The organism is Hydrogenophaga sp. GW456-12-10-14-TSB4 (genome assembly GCF_059424305.1).
This window is the reverse complement of the sequence record NZ_JBWKZH010000032.1, coordinates 45,416-67,880: the sequence shown is the minus strand read 5'-3', so window position 1 is coordinate 67,880 and position 22,465 is coordinate 45,416. Positions and strand designations below refer to the sequence as shown.

Annotated in this window: 17 protein-coding genes; 14 read left to right on the top strand and 3 right to left on the bottom strand. The window is 70.7% G+C overall.

Translation table 11 applies throughout. The features are described from left to right. Window positions 1–4: 4 nt before the first annotated feature. A complete protein-coding gene (gene atzF / locus AC07ZS_RS16685; RefSeq protein ID WP_494799647.1) occupies window positions 5–1,363 on the bottom strand; it encodes an allophanate hydrolase in 1,359 nt (452 codons plus the stop codon). A 121-nt stretch (window positions 1,364–1,484) separates the two neighbouring features. Between atzF and AC07ZS_RS16680 the strand changes: the two genes are divergently transcribed. From AC07ZS_RS16680 to AC07ZS_RS16615, 14 genes are all read left to right on the top strand, one after another. Continuing rightward, window positions 1,485–2,657, top strand: a complete 1,173-nt coding sequence (locus tag AC07ZS_RS16680; protein WP_494799646.1) for a glycosyltransferase — start codon at window positions 1,485–1,487, stop codon at window positions 2,655–2,657. A 96-nt stretch (window positions 2,658–2,753) separates the two neighbouring features. Further along, window positions 2,754–3,440: a TetR/AcrR family transcriptional regulator gene (locus AC07ZS_RS16675; protein WP_494799645.1), complete on the top strand. Its 687-nt coding sequence runs from the start codon at window positions 2,754–2,756 to the stop codon at window positions 3,438–3,440. Beyond that, on the top strand, window positions 3,437–4,336 hold the full coding sequence (locus AC07ZS_RS16670) for an SDR family oxidoreductase (protein ID WP_494799644.1): 900 nt from the start codon (window positions 3,437–3,439) through the stop codon (window positions 4,334–4,336). Before AC07ZS_RS16675 ends, AC07ZS_RS16670 begins: the two co-directional genes overlap by 4 nt. Further along, window positions 4,329–5,933 (top strand): acyl-CoA carboxylase subunit beta, encoded by a 1,605-nt coding sequence (locus AC07ZS_RS16665; protein ID WP_494799643.1) that lies wholly within the window; start codon window positions 4,329–4,331, stop codon window positions 5,931–5,933. Before AC07ZS_RS16670 ends, AC07ZS_RS16665 begins: the two co-directional genes overlap by 8 nt. Window positions 5,934–5,978: 45 nt before the next feature. Beyond that, window positions 5,979–7,151, top strand: coding sequence for an acyl-CoA dehydrogenase family protein (locus AC07ZS_RS16660; protein ID WP_494799642.1), 1,173 nt, complete (start codon window positions 5,979–5,981; stop codon window positions 7,149–7,151). Continuing rightward, entirely contained in the window at window positions 7,148–7,948 is an 801-nt protein-coding gene (locus tag AC07ZS_RS16655; protein WP_494799641.1) for an enoyl-CoA hydratase/isomerase family protein, read from the top strand. Before AC07ZS_RS16660 ends, AC07ZS_RS16655 begins: the two co-directional genes overlap by 4 nt. After that, complete coding sequence (locus tag AC07ZS_RS16650) at window positions 7,945–9,861, top strand: ATP-binding protein (protein WP_494799640.1); 1,917 nt, start codon at window positions 7,945–7,947, stop codon at window positions 9,859–9,861. The genes AC07ZS_RS16655 and AC07ZS_RS16650 overlap by 4 nt, the downstream gene beginning before the upstream one ends. After that, window positions 9,858–11,021, top strand: a complete 1,164-nt coding sequence (locus tag AC07ZS_RS16645) for an acyl-CoA dehydrogenase family protein (RefSeq protein ID WP_494799639.1) — start codon at window positions 9,858–9,860, stop codon at window positions 11,019–11,021. The genes AC07ZS_RS16650 and AC07ZS_RS16645 overlap by 4 nt, the downstream gene beginning before the upstream one ends. Next, the gene (locus AC07ZS_RS16640; RefSeq protein WP_494799638.1) at window positions 11,018–11,512 is read left to right on the top strand and encodes a thioesterase family protein; all 495 of its coding nucleotides are present in this window, start codon (window positions 11,018–11,020) and stop codon (window positions 11,510–11,512) included. Before AC07ZS_RS16645 ends, AC07ZS_RS16640 begins: the two co-directional genes overlap by 4 nt. A gap of 26 nt (window positions 11,513–11,538) precedes the next feature. Continuing rightward, window positions 11,539–11,979 (top strand): hypothetical protein, encoded by a 441-nt coding sequence (locus AC07ZS_RS16635; protein WP_494799637.1) that lies wholly within the window; start codon window positions 11,539–11,541, stop codon window positions 11,977–11,979. A 279-nt stretch (window positions 11,980–12,258) separates the two neighbouring features. After that, window positions 12,259–13,488, top strand: coding sequence for an efflux RND transporter periplasmic adaptor subunit (locus AC07ZS_RS16630; protein WP_494799636.1), 1,230 nt, complete (start codon window positions 12,259–12,261; stop codon window positions 13,486–13,488). An 11-nt stretch (window positions 13,489–13,499) separates the two neighbouring features. Next, entirely contained in the window at window positions 13,500–16,631 is a 3,132-nt protein-coding gene (locus tag AC07ZS_RS16625; RefSeq protein ID WP_494799635.1) for an efflux RND transporter permease subunit, read from the top strand. Further along, the gene (locus AC07ZS_RS16620) at window positions 16,628–19,759 is read left to right on the top strand and encodes an efflux RND transporter permease subunit (RefSeq protein WP_494799634.1); all 3,132 of its coding nucleotides are present in this window, start codon (window positions 16,628–16,630) and stop codon (window positions 19,757–19,759) included. The genes AC07ZS_RS16625 and AC07ZS_RS16620 overlap by 4 nt, the downstream gene beginning before the upstream one ends. Window positions 19,760–19,763: 4 nt before the next feature. Next, window positions 19,764–21,164 (top strand): efflux transporter outer membrane subunit, encoded by a 1,401-nt coding sequence (locus AC07ZS_RS16615; protein ID WP_494799633.1) that lies wholly within the window; start codon window positions 19,764–19,766, stop codon window positions 21,162–21,164. Between the two features lie 15 nt (window positions 21,165–21,179). On the opposite strand, the gene sctL is transcribed toward AC07ZS_RS16615, so the two are convergent. Further along, complete coding sequence (gene sctL / locus AC07ZS_RS16610; protein WP_494799632.1) at window positions 21,180–21,794, bottom strand: type III secretion system stator protein SctL; 615 nt, start codon at window positions 21,792–21,794, stop codon at window positions 21,180–21,182. Beyond that, on the bottom strand, window positions 21,791–22,378 hold the full coding sequence (locus AC07ZS_RS16605) for a SctK family type III secretion system sorting platform protein (RefSeq protein ID WP_494799631.1): 588 nt from the start codon (window positions 22,376–22,378) through the stop codon (window positions 21,791–21,793). The genes sctL and AC07ZS_RS16605 overlap by 4 nt, the downstream gene beginning before the upstream one ends. Window positions 22,379–22,465: the final 87 nt, after the last annotated feature.

The window sequence follows — 22,465 nt, the reverse complement described above, 5'->3', positions numbered from 1 at the left end:
TGTTTCATGCGGGGCTCCTGGAGGGTTGGGAAAGAAAGGTTGGGGCGAGCCCCGGAATGGCTTGCATCGGGGGCAAAGGCATGCGCGTGGCGCCTTGGGGCAGGCCGGTGGCGTGGTGGAAGCGCTGACCGAGTTCGGCGAGCTGCCAGTCCGATCCGCAGCGCCCGATCAGCGTGACGCCGAAAGGCAGGCCGTCGGCGCGCAGGCTGGCCGGCACCGAGAGCGCGGCGTAGTCGAGCAGGTTGACGAAGTTGGTGTACGCGCCGAGCTGGCGGTTGAGCGCCACCGGGTCGGCCTGCATGCGGGCGATGGTGTGGTGCGTGGGCGCGGTGGGCACCACCAGCAGATCGATGCCCTGCCACAGCGCCCCCGCCTGTTGCCCGAGCGCGGCCAGCCGCGTCTGCGCGGCCACCAGGTCGGCCGCGCTGTAGCCTCGGCCGGCGGCGATGATGCCGCGCACCGGCTCCATCACCTCGTCTTCGTGTGCGTCAAAAAAGCTGCGAATCGCCTCGTAGCGCTGCGCCACCAGTGCGCTGCCGTACAGCATCTCGGCGCAGGTGGCGAAGGGCGTGAAGTCCAGCGGCACGGCTTCGCCGCCCATGGCCACCAGTTGCGCGAGCGCATCGCCGTAGGCCGCGCTGGCGGCGGTGTCGCCGAAGAACTCGGGTTGCGCCGGCACGCCGAAGCGAAAGGTGGGGCCAAAGGGCGTGCCGGCCATCGCGAGCGTGCGCGAGTAGGGGTCGGCCGCGTCGTGTCCCATGGCGGCTGTCAGCACCCGTGCCGCGCCGGCCACGGTGGTGGTGAAGATGGACACACAGTCCACCGCCTGCGCGGCCGGCACCACGCCGCGCGCGCTGATGAGGCCGCGCGAGGGTTTCAAGCCCACGATGTTGTTCAGGCCGGCGGGCACGCGGCCCGAGCCGGCGGTGTCGGTGCCCAGCGAGAAGTCCACCTGGCCCGTGGCCACGGCATAGGCCGAGCCCGAGCTGGAGCCGCCCGACACATACAGAGGGTTGATCGCGTTGGGCACGGCGCCGTAGGGCGAGCGTGTGCCGTTCAGGCCACAGGCGAACTGGTCCAGGTTGGTCTTGCCGTGCAGGGTCGCACCAGCATCGAGCAGGGTTTGCACCACGCTGGCGTGCGCGCTGGCGGTGTAGGCGAAGGCGGGGCAGGCGGCCGTGGTAGGCCAGCCCGCCACGTCGATGTTGTCCTTGACGGCGAAGCTCAGGCCGGCGAGCGCTCCCTCCGATGACCCGGCCAGCGGCCGCGCCGGCCGGTGGATCCAGGCCTCGGGCGCGAAGGGCTCGGAGAGCTTCGCCCACGGGTCGGCTGCGGCAGGAAGAGAAAGCGTGTCTTGCACCATGAACAGGCATTCCATCTTGGATACAAGGTGTCATGCAAGTTGAATGCCAGCCCCGGTCGGCTGTCGGCGCGGTCCCGAGGGCTGCCACACCGTTGACACAAACCACCGATCCAATCGGCCCATGCGAACCGTCGACCTGATCTATTTCAATGCCGGTGGCGGCCACCGCGCTTCCGCCCTGGCTCTGGAGGCGGTGCTGCGCGAACAGCCCACGCCCTGGAACGTGCGGCTGGTCAACCTCTTCGAGGTGCTCGACCCCAAGGCCAAGTTCCAGCAGATGACCGGCAGCGCGCCGGAGGACTGGTACAACCGGCGCCTCGCGCGCGGCTGGACCATCGGCATGGCGCAGGAACTCAAGCTGCTGCAAGGCCTGATCCGCCTGGCGCACCCCATGCTGCTGCGCCAGCTGCAGCAGCACTGGCTGCGCACCGAGCCGGACCTGGTGGTCTCGCTGGTGCCCAACTTCAACCGCGCCATGGTCGAGAGCCTGGGCGCCTCGCTGCCCGGCGTGCCCTACGTCACCGTGCTGACCGACCTGGCCGACGTGCCGCCCAGCTTCTGGATCGAGCGCGACCAGCGCCAGCACCTGGTCTGCGGCACGCCGCGCGCGGTGAACCAGGCGCTTGCCCTGGGCCACGCGGCCGGGCGGGTGCACGCCACCTCCGGCATGATCATCCGGCCCGAGTTCTACCAGCCCATGCGGCTCGACCGCGAGCAGGAGCTGCGCCAGCTCGGGCTCGATCCCACTCGGCCCACCGGCATCGTGATGTTCGGCGGCCATGGTTCCAAGGCCATGCTGGGCATCGCCGAGCGCCTGAGCGCCAGCACGCAGCTGATCCTGATCTGCGGGCACAACAAGGCCCTGGCCGCGCGGCTGCAGGCGCTGCCGCGCGGCGCACCGCGCTGCGTGGTGGGCTTCAGCAGCGAGGTGCCGCGCTACATGCGCCTGGCCGATTTCTTCATCGGCAAGCCCGGCCCGGGCAGCCTGAGCGAGGCGGTGCAGCAGGGCCTGCCCGTGATCGTGGTGGACAACGCCTGGACCATGCCGCAGGAGCGCTACAACGCGCACTGGGTGCGCGAGAACGGCCTGGGCATCGTGCTGCGCAGCTTCCGCGGCATCGACGGCGCGGTGGCGCGCCTGCTGGCCGATCTGGAAGGCCATCGGACCCGGGTGCGCCGCATGGACAACCGCGCGCTGTTCGAGATTCCCCTGCTGCTCGACCGCATCTTCGAGGAGGCGCAGGCGGTGCAGCGGCCGGCAGGGTCGGAACAAGCCGCGATCCGCCCGTCGTAGCGCCGGTCGATGCCCTGTCGGGCGGGCGACAGGCGGCGGTTATTTTTACAAAGCAGGTGCTTGCTGAAAATAGGGCCGGCTGCTATCGTGCCGCGCATGAGCCTGGCCGACACCGACCTTCCCCCCGCCGCCGAGGCGCCGCGCCGCCCGCGCGGCCGACCGCGCAAGACCGCCGATGAGCGCGACGACGGCAATCGCCGCCGCGAACTGGTGGCCGGCGCCGCCCGCCTGTTCCGCCAGCAGGGCTTCGCCGCCACCAGCACGCGCGACATCGCCGCCGCCGTGGGCATGCGATCGGGCTCGCCCTTCTATCACTTTGAAAGCAAGGAGGCGCTGCTCGGTGCGGTGATGCTCGAAGGCATGCAGGGCGCGCTGCAGCGCCAGCAGGCCGCGCTGGCCGGCTTGCCGCCCGCCGCCCCGCCGCGCGAACGCCTGCGCGCGCTCATGCGCAACCACTTCGAGGTGCTGCTCGGACCCGACAGCGACTTCATCCCCGTGATGCTCTACGAATGGCGCTCGCTCAGCACCGCGCAGCGCGGCGAGGTCAACCGCCTGAAAGACCGCTACGAGGGCGACTGGGTGCCCGAGCTGCAGGCGCTGCACGCGCAAGGCCAGCTCGGCGCCGAACCGGTGCTCGCGCGCCTGATGATCTTCGGCGCGCTCAACTGGTCGGCCCAGTGGTACGTGCCGCCCTCGGGCCGCAGCGCCAAGGCGCGCTCGCGCGCCTCGCTCGACGAGCTCACCGAATCGGCCTTGAAACTCTTTCTGAAGGAGCCGGCATGACCTCCCCCTCTCACTACCGTTCGGCCTTCGCGCCGGGTCTGCTGCACGGCCGCGTGGTCGTGGTCACCGGCGGCGGCTCGGGCATCGGCCGCTGCACCGCGCACGAGCTCGCCAGCCTGGGCGCGCACGTGGTGCTGATCGGGCGCAGCCTCGCCAAGCTGCAGGACACCGCTGGCGAGATCGTGTCCGACGGCGGCCGCGCCAGCTTCCATGCCTGCGACATCCGCCAGGAAGAGGCGGTGCGCACCGTGGTGACGGCCATCGTGGGGGCGCATGGCCGCATCGACGGGCTGGTGAACAACGCCGGCGGTCAGTACATCACCCCGCTGGAGAACATCAGCGCCAAGGGCTGGCAGGCGGTGATCGACACCAACCTCACCGGCGGCTTCCTGTTCGCGCGCGAGTGTTACGTGCAGAGCATGCAGGCCCATGGCGGCGCCATCGTCAACATCGTGGCCGACATGTGGGGCTCCATGCCCGGCATGGGGCACAGCGGCGCGGCGCGCGCGGGCATGGTGAACTTCACCGAAACCGCCGCGCTGGAATGGGCGCGCAGCGGCGTGCGCGTGAACGCCGTGGCCCCGGGCTACATCGCCTCCAGCGGCATGGACCACTACCCGCCCGAGGCCGGGCCCATGTTGCGCGAGATGCGCGAGACGGTGCCGGCAGGGCGCTTCGGCAACGAGGCCGAAACCTCCGCTGCCATCGTCTTCCTGCTCAGCCCGGCGGCCAGCTTCATCAGCGGCACGGTGCTGCGCGTGGACGGCGCGCGCCCGCAGGTGCGCATGGGCTGGGGCCAGGTGGCCGCACCGGCCGAGGCGCAGGGCCGCGACGCCGTCAAACCCTTCGATGGTTTTCATCGTTACGTCGTGCCCAAGGTGTTCCAGGATGTTTGAGTCGTCTTTCAACCCTCAGAGCTCGCAGGCCTTGAAACGGAGCGAAGCCATGCTCGCGCGCATCGCCCAGCTGCGCGCGCTCGAAGACCGCGCCGCGATGACCTCGGCCAAGTCCAAGCCCGTGTTCGACAAGCGCGGTCAGCTGCTGCCGCGCGAGCGCGTGGCCCTGTTGCTGGACCCGGGCGCGCCCTACGTGCCGCTGTGCACGCTGGCCGGCTACCTGCAGGACACGAAGGACCCGGAGAAGTCCGTGCCCGGCGGCGGCATGGTCGCGGGCATGGGCTTCATCGGTGGTGTGCGCTGCATGGTGGTGGCCAGCGATTCGGGCATCGACGCGGGCGCGATCCAGGCGCGCGGGCTGGAGAAGATCCTGCGCGTGCAGGAGATCGCGCTGGAGAACAGGCTGCCCTTCGTGCACCTGGTGGAGAGCGCGGGCGCCAACCTCACCAAGTACAAGGTGGAGGGCTTCGTGCTGGGCGGCTCGCTGTTCCGCAACCTCGCGCGGCTGTCGGCGGCGGGCATCCCCGTCATCACCGTGCAGCACGGCTCGGGCACGGCGGGCGGCGCCTACATGCCGGGCCTCTCCGACATCGTGGTCATGGTGCGCGGCCGTTCGCGCGCCTTCCTGGCCGGGCCGCCCTTGTTGCTGGCGGCCACGGGCGAAGTGGCCACCGAAGAGGAACTCGGCGGTGCCGAGATGCACACCGGCGTGTCGGGCCTGGGCGAGTACCTGGCCGAGGACGACCGGCAGGCCCTGGGCATCGCGCGCGACCTGCTGCAGCGCATCGGCTGGCAGGGCCCGCCGGCCGCGCCCGCACCCGCGCCGGTGTTCGAGCGCGACGAGTTGCTGGGTCTCATGCCCGCCCACCACCGCGAGCCGGTGGACATGCGCGAGGTGATGGCGCGCATCGTGGACGGCTCCGAGCTGCTCGAATTCAAACCGCTCTACGGCGCCGCCACGCTGTGCGTGCAGGCGCGCATCGGCGGTCATGCGGTGGGCCTCATCAGCAACAACGGTCCGATCGACGTGGCGGGCGCGAACAAGGCCACGCACTTCATCCAGTGGATGTGCCAGCTCGGTCATCCCCTCATCTACCTGCAGAACACCACCGGCTACATGGTGGGCAAGGACAGCGAGCAGGGCGGCATGATCAAACACGGCAGCAAGATGATCCAGGCCGTGACCAACGCCACCGTGCCGCAGATCACCATCCAGTGCGGCGCCTCGTTCGGCGCGGGCAACTACGGCATGTGCGGGCGCGGCTACTCGCCGCGTTTCCTGTTCAGCTGGCCGCAGGCGAAGACGGCCGTGATGGGCGGCGAGCAGGCCGCGCGCACCATGCAGATCGTGGCCGAGGCCGGCATGGCGCGCAAAGGCATCACACCCGACCCGGCGCAGATGCAGGCCCAGTTCGACCAGATCGTCAACGTGTTCGAGAGCCAGGCCGACGCTTTCCACACCAGCGGCCTGGTGCTCGACGACGGCGTGATCGACCCGCGCGACACCCGCGCCGTGCTCGCCTTCTGCCTGGACACCTGCGCCGAGGCCGCCGCGCGCGAACCCCGGCGCATGCAGTTCGGCGTGGCCCGCATGTAGCCACCGACCCCTTCCCCATTCAAAACCACCGACGGAGACAAGACCATGCAGTTCAGCCACGAACACCGCGAAGTGCAGAAGACCCTGAAGCGCTACATCGACGAGCACATCAACCCGCACGTGGACGAATGGGAAGCGGCCGAGATGATGCCGGCGCATCAGATCTTCAAGGGTCTGGGCGACCTGGGCCTGCTGGGCCTGACCAAGCCCGAGGCCTACGGCGGCGCGGGGCTGGACTACAGCTACAGCATGGCCATGGCCGAGACCCTGGGCCACATCCACTGCGGCGGCGTGCCCATGGCCATCGGCGTGCAGACCGACATGGCCACGCCCGCGCTGGCGCGTTTCGGCAGCGAGGAACTCAAGCGCGAGTTCCTCGCGCCGTCGATCGCGGGCGACCTGGTGGGCTGCATCGGCGTGAGCGAGCCCGGCGCGGGCAGCGACGTGTCGGCCATCAAGAGCGTGGCGCGCAAGGACGGCGACGACTACCTCATCAGCGGCCAGAAGATGTGGATCACCAACAGCCTGCAGGCCGACTGGATGTGCATGCTGGTCAACACCGGCGACGGCCCCGCGCACAAGAACAAGAGCCTGGTGATGGTGCGCATGCGCGAGAACGGCAAGCTGGTCAAGGGCATCGAGGTCGCGCAGAAGATCAAGAAGATCGGCATGAACAGCAGCGACACCGGCCTGATCTATTTCGACGAGGTGCGCGTGCCGCAGCGCAACCTGATCGGCACCGAAGGCTCGGGCTTCATCTACCAGATGCAGCAGTTCCAGGAAGAGCGCCTGTGGTGCGCGGCGAGCACGCTGCAGAGCCTCACCAACTGCATCGGCTGGACGGTGGAGTGGGCGCAGGACCGCAAGCTCTTCGGCACCAGCCTGGCCGACCAGCAGTGGGTGCAGTTCAAGCTGGCCGAACTCAAGACCGAGGTGGAGAGCCTGCGCGCGCTGACCTACCTGGCGGTGGAGCACTACGTGGCCGGCGAGGACGTGACCGAGTGGGCCACCATGGCCAAGCTCAAGGCCGGCCGGCTCAACCGCATCGTGCCCGACACCTGCCTGCAGTTCTGGGGCGGCATGGGCTTCACCTGGGAGAACAAGGTCTCGCGCATGTACCGCGACGGCCGCCTGGCCTCCATCGGCGGCGGCGCCGACGAGGTGATGATGGGCATTCTGAGCAAGATCATGGGCATCGCCAAAAGGCCGCAGAAGTGAGCGGCGCGCCTTTCCTGGTCGAGCGCGCGGGCGACGTGGAGCGCTGGACGCTCAACGACCCCGCCGCGCGCAACGCCCTGAGCGACGCCATGGTGGTGGGCCTGTACGAGGCCTGCCTGCGCGCCCAGCAGGATTCGACGCTGCGCGTGGTGGTGCTCACCGGCGCGCCGGGGGCCTTCTGCGCCGGCGGCAGCCTGGGCAGTTTCGCCAGCGCCATCGGCCAGCCGTTGCAGCCGGGCGAGGACGACCCGCTGATCGCGCTGAACCGCGGTTTCGGCGACGTGCTGCACGCGCTCTGCGCGCTGCCCCAGCTGCTGGTGTGCGCCGTGGACGGCGCCGCCATGGGCGGCGGTCTGGGCCTGGTGTGCTGCGCGGACCACGTCATCGCCACCGAGCGCTCCAGCTTCGCCGCGCCCGAAGTGACGCTGGGCCTGCCGCCGGCGCAGATCGCGCCCTTCGTGTGGCAGCGCCTGGGCGGTGCCGCCGCGCGCCAGTGGCTGCTGCAAGGCCGGAGCTACCGCGCGCCCGAGGCGCAGGCGCTGGGCCTGGTGGACGAGCTGGTGGCCGACGGGGCGCTGGCCGCCGCGTTGCCCGAACGCGTGCAGGCCATGAAGCGCGCCGCGCCCGGCGCCGTGGCCGGCACCAAGCGCCTGTTGCAGCGCCTGCGTGGCGAGGTGCCCGACCTGCGCAATGAGGCCGCCATCGCTTTCGCCAGCGCCTTGCGCGGCCCGGAGGCGGCCGGTGGTCTGAACGCTTTCGCGAAAAAGCAGCCTGCCCCCTGGGCGCCGAAGCCATGAAACGATTGCTCATCGCCAACCGCGGCGAGATCGCCCGCCGCATCATCCGCACCGCGCACGCCATGGGCATCGAGACCGTGGCGGTGTTCTCCGAACCCGACGCCGGCGCCCTGCACGTGCGCGAAGCCGGCAGCGCCTACGCGCTGGGCGGTGCGGCCTCGGCCGATTCCTACCTGCGCGTGGACCGCCTGCTGGACGCCGCCGTGGCCACCGGGGCCGACGCCGTGCACCCGGGCTACGGCTTCCTGAGCGAGAACGCCGATTTCGCGCAGGCCGTGATCGACGCCCGCCTCACCTGGGTCGGCCCGCCGCCGGCGGCCATCCGCGCGCTGGGCAGCAAGTCCGCCGCCAAGGCGCTGGCCGTGCGGCACGGCGTGCCCTGCCTGCCGGGTTACTTCGGTGATGACCAGCGCGACGAGACCTTCGTGGCCGAGGCGCAGCGCGTCGGCTTCCCGCTGATGGTGAAGGCCGTGGCCGGCGGCGGCGGGCGCGGCATGCGCCTGGTGCACGAGGCCGCGCAGCTGCTGCCCGCGCTCAAGGGCGCGCGCTCCGAGGCGCTGGCGGGCTTTGCCAACGGCGACCTGCTGATCGAACGCGCCCTGCTGAGGCCGAGGCATGTGGAGGTGCAGGTGTTCGCCGACGCGCACGGCCACTGTGTCCACCTGGGCGAGCGGGACTGTTCGGTGCAGCGGCGGCACCAGAAGATCATCGAGGAAGCGCCGAGCCCGGCCGTCTCGCCCGAGCTGCGCGAACAGTTGGGCCGCTGCGCCGTCGCGCTGGCCCAGGCCGCGGGGTATGTGGGTGCGGGCACGGTGGAATTCCTGGTGGAGGGGAACGAGTTCTTCCTCATGGAGATGAACACCCGCCTGCAGGTGGAACACCCGGTGACCGAGGCCCTCACCGGGCTCGACCTCGTGGAATGGCAGTTGCGCGTGGCGCGCGGTGAGCCGCTGCCCCTGGCGCAGGAGGCCATCGGCTTCCACGGCCACGCCATCGAGGTGCGCCTGTGCGCGGAGGACGAGCACCACACGCCGCACACCGGGCGCGTGCATCGCTTCGCCGAGCCGCCGCTGCCGCGCGGCCTGCGTTTCGACCACGCGCTGGAAACCGGCAGCGAGGTCAGCCCGCACTACGACGCCATGCTTGGCAAGCTGATTGCCCATGCGCCCACCCGCCGGGAGGCGATCGACCGCCTGGCCCATGCGCTGGACCAGACCCTGGTGCTGGGCCTGCCGACCAACCGGGCCTTCCTCGCGGCCTGCCTGCGCCACCCCGTGTTCCACGAAGGCGGGGCACTCATCCCCTTCCTGGCCGAAGAAGGTGACACCGTGCGCGCCATGCTGCTGCACCCGCCCGACGCGGTGCTGGCCGGTGTGCTCGCGGCGGTGTTCGGCGCGCAGGCGCCCGCCGCGGCGCTGCCGTGCCCCTTCGCCCGCCCGCTGCGCTGGTTGCACGGCGACCAGGTGCTGGACCTCTCGGTGCAGGAGCTGGGGCAGGGCGCCCTGAGCGTGGCATGGGGCGAACGCACCGTGTCCGCCCGCGTGGCCCCGGGCCGTGTGGTCATCGGCGGCGTCACCTGGCCCGTGGCCGCCGCGCCGCTGGGCGCGGGCCGCTGGCAGGCGCAAGCCGGTGCGCACACGCTGGCGCTCACCGACCTCAGTCTCGCGCCGCGCGAGCGCGCCGGGGGGGCGTCCGCCGCGCGCGAACTGCGCGCGCCGTTCAACGGCAAGCTCATCGCGGTGCACGCGCAACCGGGGGCCGCCGTCGCCAAGGGCGAGCCGCTGCTGGTCATCGAATCCATGAAGCTCGAACACACCCTGGCCGCGCCGCGCGACGTCACCGTGGAAGCACTCTCGGTGGCGGCGGGCCAGCAGGTCGCGCCCGGGCAATTGCTGGTGACGTTTGCCGCATGAACACCGCCGCCCCCACCTTCACCGCCGAGGACCGCACCGCGCTGGTCGATACCGTGCAACGCTTCGCCACGCAGGCCATCGCCCCGAACGTGCCTGCCTGGGAAGACGCGGGCGAACTGCCACGCTCGCTGCACCGCCAGGCCGCCGAGATCGGCCTGCTGGGCCTGGGCTACCCCGAGCCCCTGGGGGGCACGCCCGCGCCCTGGGGCGCGCGCAACGCCATGTCGCGCACGCTCGCCCGGTACGGCGGCAGCGGTGGCGTGATGGCCAGCCTGTTCACCCACAACATCGGCCTGCCGCCCGTGCTCGCGCACGGCACGCCCGAGTTGCAGCAGGAGGTGATTCCACCCGTGCTGCGCGGCGAGAAGATCGCCGCCCTGGGCATCACCGAGCCCGGTGGCGGCTCCGACGTGGCCGCCCTGCGCACCACCGCGCGGCTGGAGGGCGATGAGTACGTCGTCGACGGCGAAAAGGTCTTCATCACCTCCGGCATGCGCTGCGACTGGATCACCCTCGCCGTGCGCACCGACCCCCAGAGCAAGGGTGCGAGTGGCATTTCCATGCTCGTGGTGCCCTGCGACGCGCCCGGCATCTCGCGCAGCGCGCTGCAGAAGATGGGCTGGCTGTGCTCGGACACCGCCCACCTGCGCTTCGACGGCGTGCGCGTGCCCGTGCGCTACCGCCTGGGCGCGGAGGGCGCGGGTTTCCGCATGATCATGGGCAACTTCAACGGCGAGCGCCTGGCCCTGTCCGCCATGGCGCTCGGTTTTGCCGAGGCCTGCCACGACGAAGCCCTGGCCTGGGCCCGGCAGCGCAGCACCTTCGGCGCACCGCTCATCGAGCGCCAGGTGATCCGCCACAAGCTGATGGACATGCAGATGCGCATCCGCTCCACCGAGGCCTGGCTGGACGCGCTGGGCGCGCGCGTGGACGCGGGCGACGACGGCGCCGACTGGGTCGCCAACGTCTGCCTGCTCAAGAACCACGCCACGCAGACCATGCAGTTCTGCGCCGATGCCGGGGTGCAGATCCTCGGCGGCATGGGCTACATGCGCGGCACGGTGAGCGAGCGCGTGTACCGCGAGGTGAAGGTGATGATGATCGGCGGCGGCGCCGAGGAAATCATGAAAGAACTGGCCGCACGACAATGGGGCCTATGAGCAAACACACCGCCGCCCCCGCCTCCGCCCCGGTCGAGTTCGAGCCCGAGTTCATCGCCGTGCTCAAGGACCTGTTCGAGAACAAGATCGTCTTCAACAAGGTGCTGGGCCTGAAGATCGAGGCCATCCGGCCCGAGGGCGTGACGGCGCGCATCGACATGAAGCCCGACCTGATCGGCCACTACCAGCACGGCCGCGTGCACGGCGGCGTGGTCAGCGCCGCGCTCGACGCCATGGGTGGCCTGGCCTGCGTGGCCGCCAACGGCGCGCGCCACATGAACGAGGAACCGCTGCAACGCCTGCAGCGCTTCAGCAAGCTGGGCACCATCGACCTGCGCATCGACTACCTGCGGCCTTGTGTCGGCGAGTACTTCCTGCTCAGCGCCGAAGTGCTGCGGCTGGGGTCGCGGGTGGCGAACACGCGCATGGCCTTCATGGGGGCGGACGGGAAGCTGCTGTGTGTGGGGGCCGGGGCCTATATCGTGTCGTGAGATGAAAGAAGAAACAAGGAGACTTGATGCACATCCTCGGCGCAGGAAGAGGGGCATTTTTGGAGTTTCTTCGGAATCTGACGCCCACCATTTTGATGACGTCGGTTGCGGTGCTGTTTTGGTTCCGTCTCGACTTCGGTCGAATCGATCTAAGCAACTGGAGTGCCACCAGCGCGTTCTATGCCTGTGCCATCACTGCAGCTCTGTCCTGGTTCGCAAACGTGTCTCAGTTTGCCGACAGAGCCTTTAGTCCTGTTCCTGGCTTGGAGCGCGGTATCCGCCTGCTCAAGACACGGGGTCATTCAACCGGTACTCTCTTAAAAGCGCTCCTGCTCCTTGCGTGGAGGCGCCGGCCCGTGATCGTTGTAGAGGCCGTTGTGGTCGTTTTGATTTCGATGGCTGCCGTTCAAGTTGGCGCTCATACGGCTGTCAGCGCTGCTGCCACGGCTCTTCAAAATGGCGTTTGACAGGTAGGCGACTTGCTGACGCGGCAAAGTCAGCCAGCGACATTGGGTGACTTTCATACGTGTGGCACCGTCTTCGGAGCCCCACTCGATGCGATGAAGTGAACCTTCCGCGCCGGCCACGGTCGGACCCGGTTACACGCAGTTGCGAATGGCTATCATCTGTCGTCCGCTTCCGCGCAAAGTCAGCCAGCGTCGGCGCCGCCAGAGAGGCGGGCGCCTGCACAGCCAGTTCCCGGTCAGCCTCTCTGCCCCCGTTTTCTTTCTTCTCTTTTGGTCTTCATGTCAGAACCTGACCGCATTGCCGCCTCGAACTCCCAACGTCTGACCTGGCCGCGCCGGCTGTTGTGGCTGGGCCTGTTCCTGGGCGTCGGCTTCGCGGCCTGGTGGTTCCTGCTGCGCCCGCCGCCTCAGCCGCCGGCCGCGCCGAGCGCCTGGCGCGGTCCGGTGGCGGTGCGGGTGGAGCCCGCGCGCACCGAAGACTTCACGGTACAGGCCCGGGCCGTGGGCACGGTGGCGCCCTACAACACGGTCACGGTGCGCAGCCGGGTGGACGGGCAGCTGGCGCGCGTGCTGGTGCGCGAAGGGCAGAAGGTGGCGCGCGGCCAGCTGCTGGCCGAGATCGATCCCGAGCCGCTGCGCGTGGCGCTGGCCCAGGCTCAGGGCCAGCAGCAGCAGAACCTGGCCCAGCTGCGCAACGCCGAGAGCGAACTGGCCCGCTACGAGCTGCTGTTCAAGCGCGACGCCGTGGCGCGCCAGGTGCTGGACCGCCAGGCCGCGCTGGTGCAGCAACTGCGCGGCACGCTCAAGTCCGACGAGGCGCAGGTGGACAACGCGAAGCTGCAGCTCTCCTACACGCGCATCGTGGCGCCGATCGCGGGCCGAATCGGCCTGCGCCGGGTGGACGCGGGCAACCTGCTGTCGGCCAACGACGCCAACGGCCTGTTCACGCTGACGCAGACGCAACCGGTGTCGGTGGTGTTCAACGTGCCCGAGCCGCAGGTGGCCGAGGTGCGCGCCGCCCACGACGGCAAGCAGCCGCCGCAGGCCGAGGCCTGGGACCGCGACAACCGCAGCCGCCTGGCCCAGGGCCGGCTGGACACGCTGGACAACCAGATCGACGCGGCCACCGGCACGCTGCGGCTCAAGGCGCGCTTCGAGAACGCGGACGACGCGCTGTTTCCCAACCAGTTCGTGAACGTGCGCCTCGCCCTGCGCCAGCTGCCCGGCGCGGTGACGATCCCCACCGACGCGGTGCAGCACGGCTCGCGCGGCACTTATGTGTATGTGGTTGCCGACAACAAGGCCCAGGTGCGCGACCTCACGCTCGGCCCCGCCAGCGGCGGGCGCACGGTGGTGCTCAAAGGCCTGGTCAGCGGTGAGCCGGTGGTGCTCGAAGGCCTGGACCGGCTGGAGAACGGCCGCGCGGTGAACGTGGTGCAGGCGGCCGAATTGCCGGCCTCGTCACCGCTGGCGCCCGACGCGGCCCCGGCCGCCGCCACCGCGCGCTGACAGGGGCGCGCATGTCGTCCGCCGCCGCCGCACCCCTCTCGCTCTCGCGCCCTTTCATCCTGCGGCCGGTCGCGACCTCGCTGCTCATGCTGGCCGTGCTCATCGCCGGCCTGCTGGCCTGGCGCCAGCTGCCGGTGTCGGCGCTGCCCCAGGTGGACTACCCGGTGATGCAGGTGTTCACCTTCCAGCCCGGCGCCAGCCCGGACGTGACGGCGCGCACCGTCACCGCGCCGCTGGAGCGCCGGCTCGGGCAGATCCCGGGCCTGTCGCAGATGTCGTCCACCAGCTCGGGCGGCGCCTCGGTCATCACCCTGAAGTTCGCGCTCGAGGTGGACCTGGGCGTGGCCGAGCAGGACGTGCAGGCCGCGCTGCAGAGCGCCAACAGCCTGCTGCCCTCGGACCTGCCCGCGCCGCCGATCTACCGCAAGGTGAACCCGGCGGACGTGCCCATCCTCACGCTGGCCATCGGTTCGGACACGCTGCCGCTGCCGCGCGTGGTGGACATGGTGGACACGCGCATGGCGGGCCAGCTGTCGCGCCTGCCGGGCGTGGGCCTGGTGAGCCTCGCGGGCGGGCAGCGCCCCGCCATCCGGGTGCAGGCGAACAGCCGCGCGCTGGCCGCCAACGGCCTGACGCTGGAGGAGCTGCGCACCGCGATCGCCGCGGCCAACAACAACCAGCCCAAGGGCAGTTTCGACGGCCAGTTGCGCAGCACCATGCTGGACGCGAACGACCAGCTGCGCTCCGCGGCCGAGTACCAGCGGCTCATCGTGGCCTGGCGCGACGGCGCACCGCTGCGCCTGGCCGATGTGGCGAAAGTGGAGGAGGGCGCGGAAGACCGCTTTCTCGCCGCCTGGGCCGGCATGGCCTGTGCCGAGGGCCAGACCGGCGGCTGCGGCCTCGCGCCCGCCGTGCTGCTGAACATCCAGCGCCAGCCCGGCGCCAACGTGATCGCGGTGGCGGACCAGGTGCGCGCGCTGCTGCCGCAGCTCACGGCCACGCTGCCGGCGAATGTGAAGGTGCAGATCGTGTCCGACCGCACCGAGAGCATCCGCGCGTCGGTGCGCGACGTGCAGAAGGAACTGCTGTTCGCCATCGCGCTGGTGGTGCTGGTCACCTTTGTCTTTCTGCGCACGCTGCCGGCCACGCTGATTCCCAGCGTGGCGGTGCCGCTCTCGCTGGTCGGCACCTTCGCGGCCATGCTGCTGCTGGGCTATTCGCTCAACAACCTGAGCCTGATGGCGCTGACCATCGCCACCGGCTTCGTGGTGGACGACGCCATCGTGATGCTGGAGAACATCGCGCGCCACCGCGAGGAGGGGGCGGACCCGATGGAAGCCGCGCTCAAGGGCGCGAGCGAGATCGGCTTCACCCTGGTCTCGCTCACGGTCTCGCTGGTGGCGGTGCTGATTCCGCTGCTGTTCATGGCCGATGTGGTGGGCCGCCTGTTCCACGAGTTCGCGGTCACGCTGGCGGTGGCCATCGGCATCTCGCTGGTGGTCTCGCTCACGCTCACGCCCATGATGGCCGCGCGCATGCTCCGGCAGGCGCCGGCGCACGCCGAAGGCCGGCGCGACTGGCTCAGCGGCACCATCGAGCGCTACGGGCGCGGGTTGGACTGGGTGCTGGCGCGCCAGCCGCTGGCGCTGCTGGCCATGGCCGCCACGCTGGTGCTCACGGCGCTGCTTTACCTGGCCGTGCCCAAGGGCTTCTTCCCGGTGCAGGACGCCGGCGCGATCCAGGTGGTGACCGAGGCGCCGCAGAGCGTGTCCTTCGGCGCCATGGCCGAGCGGCAGCAGGCGCTGGCCAAGGCGCTGCTGGCCGAGGCGCCGGTGCAGAGCGTGGCTTCTTTCATCGGCGTGGACGGCAGCAACGCCACGCTCAACAGCGGGCGCATGCTGCTCACGCTGGCGCCGCACGCGCAGCGCTCGGTGTCGGCCGGCGAACTGATCGAGCGGCTGCGCGAACGCGCGCGCGACGTGGGCGGCATCGAGGCCTGGTTCCAGCCGGTGCAGGAACTGGGCATGGAAGACCGCATCAGCCGCACGCAGTACCAGTTCACGCTCAGTTCCCCTGACAGCGCGCTGCTGGGTGAGTGGACCGGGCGTTTGCTGGCCGCGCTGAAGGAACGGCCGGAGCTGATCGACGTGGCCAGCAACCTGCAGCGCGACGGCCTGCAGGCCTACCTGGAGATCGACCGCGACGCGGCGGCACGCCTGGGCCTGCGCATGGGCGACATCGCCTCCGCGCTGCAAAGCGCGTTCGGCCAGCGGCAGGTGAGCACGCTGTTCACCCACGCCAGCCAGTACCGCGTGGTGCTGGAGAGCGACGACGCGAAGCAGGGCGGTTTGCAGGCGCTGGAGGGGGTGTACGTGCAGCCGGCCGGCGGCGGGGCCGACGCGAAACCGGTGCCGCTGTCGGCGGTGGCGCGCGCGGTGGAGCGGCGCGCGCCGCTGGCCATCGAGCACCAGGGGCAGTTCCCGGCGGTCACGCTGTCGTTCAACCTCGCGCCCGGGCATTCGCTGGGCGAGGCCGTGGCCGCCATCGAAGCCGTCCAGCGGCAGGTGGACTTGCCGGTGGCCGTGGAGCTGGCCTTCCAGGGTGCGGCCGAGGGCTTCCGCAACTCGCAGGCCAACACGCTGTGGCTGATCCTGGCCGCCGTGGTGGTGATGTACCTGGTGCTGGGCATGCTGTACGAGAGCGCGGTGCACCCGCTCACCATCCTCTCCACGCTGCCTTCGGCCACGGTGGGCGCGCTGGCCGCGCTGCTGCTGGCGGGGCGGCCGCTGGACCTGATCGCGGTCATCGGCATCGTGCTGCTGATCGGGCTGGTGAAGAAGAACGGGATCATGATGGTGGACTTCGCGCTGGACGCGCAGCGCCGCCTGGGCCTGTCGCCGCGCGAGGCGATCCACCGCGCCGCGCTGCTGCGTTTTCGCCCCATCCTCATGACCACGCTGGCCGCGCTGTTCGGCGCGGTGCCGCTCATGCTGGCCAGCGGCTCGGGCGCCGAGCTGCGCCAGCCGCTGGGCATCGTGATGGTGGGCGGGCTGATCGTGAGCCAGGTGCTCACGCTGTTCACCACGCCGGTGGTCTACCTGGCGTTCGACCGGCTGGCGCGCCGGCGCACCGAAACGGCATGAACGCGCTGGCCCGCTTCTTCATCCGCCGCCCCATCGGCAGCGTGATGCTGGCCGTCGGCATCGTGCTGGTGGGCCTGCTGGCGTGGCGGCTGCTGCCGGTGTCGCCGTTGCCGCGGGTGGACTTCCCGGTGATCCAGGTGCGCGCCAGCCTGCCGGGCGCCAGCCCGGAGAGCATGGCCTCCACCGTGGCCGCGCCGCTGGAGCGCGCGCTGGGCAGCATCGCGGGCGTGGCGAGCATCCGATCCAGCAGCAACCAGGGCAGCACCAGCGTCACGCTGCAGTTCAACCTGGACCGCGACATCGACGAGGCCGCGCGCGAGGTACAGGCCGCCATCAACGCCTCTCGCGGGCAACTGCCCTCGGGCATGACGGGCAACCCGAGCTACGTGAAGGTCAACCCTTCGCAGGCCCCCATCATGGCGCTGGCCTTGTCCTCGCCCAGGCTGCCCTCGTCGGCGCTGTACGACAACGCATCCACCGTGCTGGCGCAGAAACTCGCGCAGATCGTGGGCGTGGGCGAGGTCACGGTGGACGGCTCGTCGCTGCCCGCCGTGCGCGTGCAGGCGCGGCCCGAGGCGCTGTCGCACCGGGGCATGTCGCTGGACGACGTGCGCCAGGCCATCGCCCAGGCCAACGCCTGGCGCCCGCTCGGCCAGACCGAGCAGGGCGGCCAGCGCTGGCAGATCGCGCTGCCCACGCCGCTGCGCACGGCGGCGGACTTTTCGCAGCTGGTGGTGCGCAACGAGGGCGGGGCGCTGGTGCGCCTGGCCGACGTGGCCGAGGTGACGGACTCGGTGGAAAACCGCTACACCGCCGGTTACCACAACGACCGGCCGGCCGTGGTGTTGCTGGTGAGCCGGCGCGCCGGCGCCAACATCGTGCAGACCATCGACGCCATCCATGCCCAGCTGCCGCAGCTGCGCGCGCTGCTGCCGGCCGACACCGAGCTGCGCGTGGTCATGGACCGCTCGCCCGGCATCCGCGCCACGCTGCGCGAGGCGCAGTTCACGCTGGTGCTGTCGTGCGTGCTGGTGATGGCGGTGGTGTGGGCTTTCCTGGGCAGCGTGCGCACCGCGCTGATTCCGGCGCTGGCCTTGCCGGTCTCGCTGATCGGCGCCTTCGCGGTGATGTGGTGGCAGGGCTTCTCGCTCAACAACCTCTCGCTCATGGCCCTGATCGTGGCCGCCGGCCTGGTGGTGGACGACGCCATCGTGGTGCTGGAGAACATCCAGCGCCACATCGAGCGGGCGCGCGCGGCGCAGGCCGCGAACGGCCAGCGCGAGGTGGGGCGGCGCACGGTCTGGCGCGCGGCCTTCACCGGCGCCGGCGAGGTGGGCTTCACCTTGCTGGCGATGAACCTGGCGCTGATCGTGGTGTTCATCTCCATCCTGTTCATGGGCGGTGTGGTGGAGCGGCTGTTCCGCGAGTTCTCGATCACGCTGGTGGCGGCCATGCTGATCTCGCTGGCGGTCTCGGTCACGCTCACGCCCGCGCTGTGCGCGCACGGCCTGCCGGCCGGCCCGCCCAAGCCACCCGGCCCGCTGGCGCGCGGCATCGCCGGCCTGCTGGCCGACGTGCAGGCGGGCTACGCGCGCAGCCTGGGCTTCGCACTGCGCCACCGCGTGCTCACCCTGCTGCTGCTGGCCGGCACCGTGGCGCTCAACGTGTGGCTCTATGTGGCGATCCCCAAGGGCATGCTGCCGCAGCAGGACACCGGCCAGCTCGGTGGCTTCGTGCGCGGCGACGACGGTTTTTCGTTCCAGGGCATGCAACCCAAGGTAGAGGCCTTTCGCCGCCTGCTGGTGGCCGACCCCGCCGTGGCCGACGTGACGGGCGTGAGCGGCGGGCGCACCGGCACCAGCAACTCCTGGTTCCGCATCCGCCTCAAGCCCTTGGCCGAACGCGGTGAACCGGCCTCGACCGTGGTCGCGCGCCTGCGCGCCAATGCGCCGAAGATCGCCGGCGGCGTGCTGTTCGTGAACGTGGACCAGGACATCCGCCTCTCCAGCGGCGGGGGGGACAACGAATACCTGTTCGTCATGCGCTCCGATTCGCTGCAGGACCTGCGCGGCTGGACCAAACCGGTGGGTGAGGCGTTGCGTGCGCTGCCCGAGCTGACCGACGTGGACTTCGGCGCCGGTGAAGACGCGCAGCAGGTCGTGCTGAACGTGGACCGCGAGGCCGCGCGCCGCCTGGGTGTGCGCATGGACACCGTGACGACGGCCCTGAACAACGCGTTCTCGCAGCGCCAGGTCGCCACGCTGTACGACCCGCTGAACCAGTACCGCGTGGTGATGGAGGCCGACCCGCGCGGCAACAGCGAGCCGGCTGCGCTCGATCAGGTGCAGCTGCTCAACGACGCCGGCGAGCGCGTGCCGCTCAGCGCTATCGCCAGCTGGCGTTACGGCCTCACGCGCGACCGCGTGCAGCACGACGCCCAGTTCGCCTCCGCCGGCATCAGCTATGCGCTGGCGCCTGGTGTGAGCCTGCAGCAGGCGCAGCAGGCGATCGACCGCGCCGTCAACGGCCTGCTGCTGCCCACCAGCATCTCTACCGGCGAGCGCGCGGGCGACCCCAACAGTCTGCAGGCCACACTCAAGCGCCAGCCCTGGCTGATCCTGGCCGTGCTGCTCACGGTCTACCTGGTGCTGGGCATGCTGTACGAGAGCACGCTGCACCCGCTGACCATCCTGTCCACGCTGCCGTCGGCGGGCGTGGGCGCGCTGCTGGCGTTGCGCATCTCGGACACCGAATTCAGCCTGATCGCGCTGCTGGGGCTGTTCCTGCTGATCGGCGTGGTGATGAAGAACGCCATCCTGATGATCGACTTCGCGCTGGCCGCACAGCGCACGCGCGGGCTGGCGCCGCAGGCCGCCATTCACGAGGCCGCGCTGCGCCGCCTGCGCCCCATCCTCATGACCAACCTCGCTGCGCTGCTGGGCGCGGTGCCGCTGGTGCTGGGCCTGGGCGAAGGCTCGGAACTGCGCCGCCCCCTGGGCATTGCCATCATCGGCGGCCTGGCCGTGAGCCAGCTGCTGACGCTTTACACCACGCCCGTGGTCTACCTGGCCCTGGAGCGCCTGCGCCGACGCGTGCAAGGCCCGAGCCCGGTGGCCCAGACCGCCTGAACCCATGCCCTCTTTCCTGCTTCCTTCCCGTTTCGCGCTGGCCGCCTTGCCGCTGTGGCTGGCGGCCTGTGCCACCGGCGGCGATTACCGCGCGCCCGAGATGGCCTTGCCCGCCGGCTTCCAGCACGCCGGTGCCCCGGCGGCGGCCGCCGCGATCCAGCCCGACTGGTGGAATGTGTACGGCGACGCCGATCTCGACCGGCTGCTGCGCCGCGTGGGCGAGGCCAATGCCGAGCTGGCCCAGGCCGAGGCGCGCTGGCGCCAGGCGCTGGCGCAGGTGGATGCCGCCCGTGCGCTGGCGCTGCCCCAGGTCGGTGTGGGCGCGTCCGCCACGCGCAGCGGCGGCAACGCGGCCGCCGGCACCAGCGCCGGCACGCGCCGGCTGTACGCGGCGGGTGCGGACCTGTCCTGGTCGCCCGACCTGTGGGGCCGTGTCGCGCTCTCGCGCCAGGCCGCCATGGCCGGCGCCGAAGCGCAGGCCGCGCTGATGGACGCCGCGCGCCTGGCGCTGCAGCTGGCGGCCGCGCAGGGTTATGTGCGGTTGCGGGCGCTGGACGCCCAACTGGCCCTGCAGGCCCAGGCCGACGTGGCCTATGCCCGTTCGCTGCAGGTCACGCAGTTGCAGTACGAAGCTGGCCTGGTGGCGCGCGCCGACGTGATCCAGGCCGAGACACAGCTGCAGTCGCTGCGCACTCAGGTGTTCACCCTGCAGCGCCAGCGCGCGCTGGAAGCGAACGCTTTGGCGTTGCTGGCGGGGTCCACACCCGCCGAGTACCCGATGGCCGCGCGCGATGCGGCGCTGCCGGCGGTGCCCGCCGTTCCCACGGCGCTGCCCGGCGAGTTGCTGCGCCGCCGCCCCGACCTGGCCGCCGCCGAGCGCGCGCTGGCCGCTGCGCACGCGCGACTGGGCGTGGCCCAGCGCGCCTGGCTGCCGGACCTGACGCTCTCGGCCAGCGGCACGCTGCAGGCCAGCAGCTGGTCCCGCCTGCTGGACGCGCCCGCGCGCGTCTGGTCGCTGGGCCCGCAGCTCGCGGCCACGCTGTTCGATGGCGGTGCGCGCCGCGCCGACGAAGCCGCCTTCCTCGCCGCCTACGACGAACAGGCCGCGGCCTGGCGTGGCGGCGTGCTGGCGGCTGTGCGCGAAACCGAGGACGCGCTGGTGCAACTGGCGACACTGGCCGAGCAGGACCGGCAGCAACAGCAACTGGTGAGGTTGGCCAGCGAAAACGAGCGCGTGGTGGGCTACCGCTACGAGGCCGGCGAGATCAGCTTCCTGGAAGTGGCGACTGCGCAGAACCTGGCGCTGTCGGCGCGCCGGGCGGCGCTCGACGTGCAGGCCGATCGGCTGGCGGCCAGCATGGCGCTGGTGGCCGCGCTGGGCGGGGGTTGGCAGGCCTCGCGTTGAGCCGCGCGGTGCCGGTCAGATCGGGACGCCGGCCACCATGTGCCGGGCGGCGTCCGACACCCTGACGCTGCGCACCAGGGCGTTTTCGATCGCACGCAGCTGCGATTCGAGGTCGGTTTCCACCAGACCCATGGCGCTTCTCAGCACGAACGTGCCGGGTTTGAGGCGCGAGTCGCGCTCCACGATGAGCGATTGCAGCGAGGGGGTGTCGCGCAGCAGGGTCGGCACGGCCGCGCAGAGCGCGTCGTGGTGGCTGGGATGCACGTGCAGCGTGGCCTGTGTCTGCTGGCGCAGGGCCTTGAGGGCCTTGCCGACGGCCAGTGTGGCGCGCTCGTGGTCGTTGTACTGGGAAAAGATCGATCGCACGGCGTTGATGACCACGCTCACCAGTTCCGATTCGACTTCTGCCATGTAGGCGTCCCGGCTGGCGATGGCTTGCAACATCAGGCCGGATTTCTCGCGGGCGGCGGCCTCCGCGCTGTCCCGCTGGATGCGCTCGGCCTCTTCCGTGGCCCGTTGGCGCGATGTTTCCAGCAGGGTGGCGGCTTGGGCGTGTGCGTCCGCCAGCACCTGGGCGGCTTGACGGAGGTGGCTGGCATCCTCACGGCGAATGATTTTTCCCGATCTCATGAAGTGGCTCCGATGCCATCAAAGGCGGTGGCGAGAACCGGCTCCACCTCGCGGAGCACCCTTTGAAGGAGTGCGCCGCTCGGCGGGTCGACGAAGATGCGGGAAGCGGTGTCTGGCGCAATCTCCTGCAGCCGCGCCGACAGGCGTGCGCGCAGGTGAAGGTGTTGAGCATCCGGCGCCATGCAGAAAGCTTGCAGGGCGGCCAGGCCGGATTCGCGCACCGCCCTGTGGGCGCGCTCCGGGTCGTTGAATGCCGTTGGCGCGATCGGGAACGTGCCGATCAGCGGCGCTTTCAGCATGCCGAATTGGAACAGCTCGTGGCCGAGCTGTTCGCGAAAAGCGGCGATTCGCCGCCCGTCCAGCACGTGGCGCAATGCGGTGCCGGCCCCGAGCATGCCCACATGGTCCGCAAAGCGCCGCAGACGGGCCGCGCTCATCACCAGAAAAGTCCAGAGAAGGATCTGGGTGGCACCGGCGTTGTCCCCGTCGGGAACCGTTGCCCCACCTCTCAGCAGCGCGCGGGCCCTCTCGCTGAGGGGGGCGGCATCGAGACCCGTGGGGGAGGAAAAGTCAATGGACGACATGGACCGGTTGCATGCAAAGCCCGGAATCGGTATGCAGCATGAGTGGAGGGGGGCGTACCAAGGTTCATTTCCCCAGCAAACCCCGAA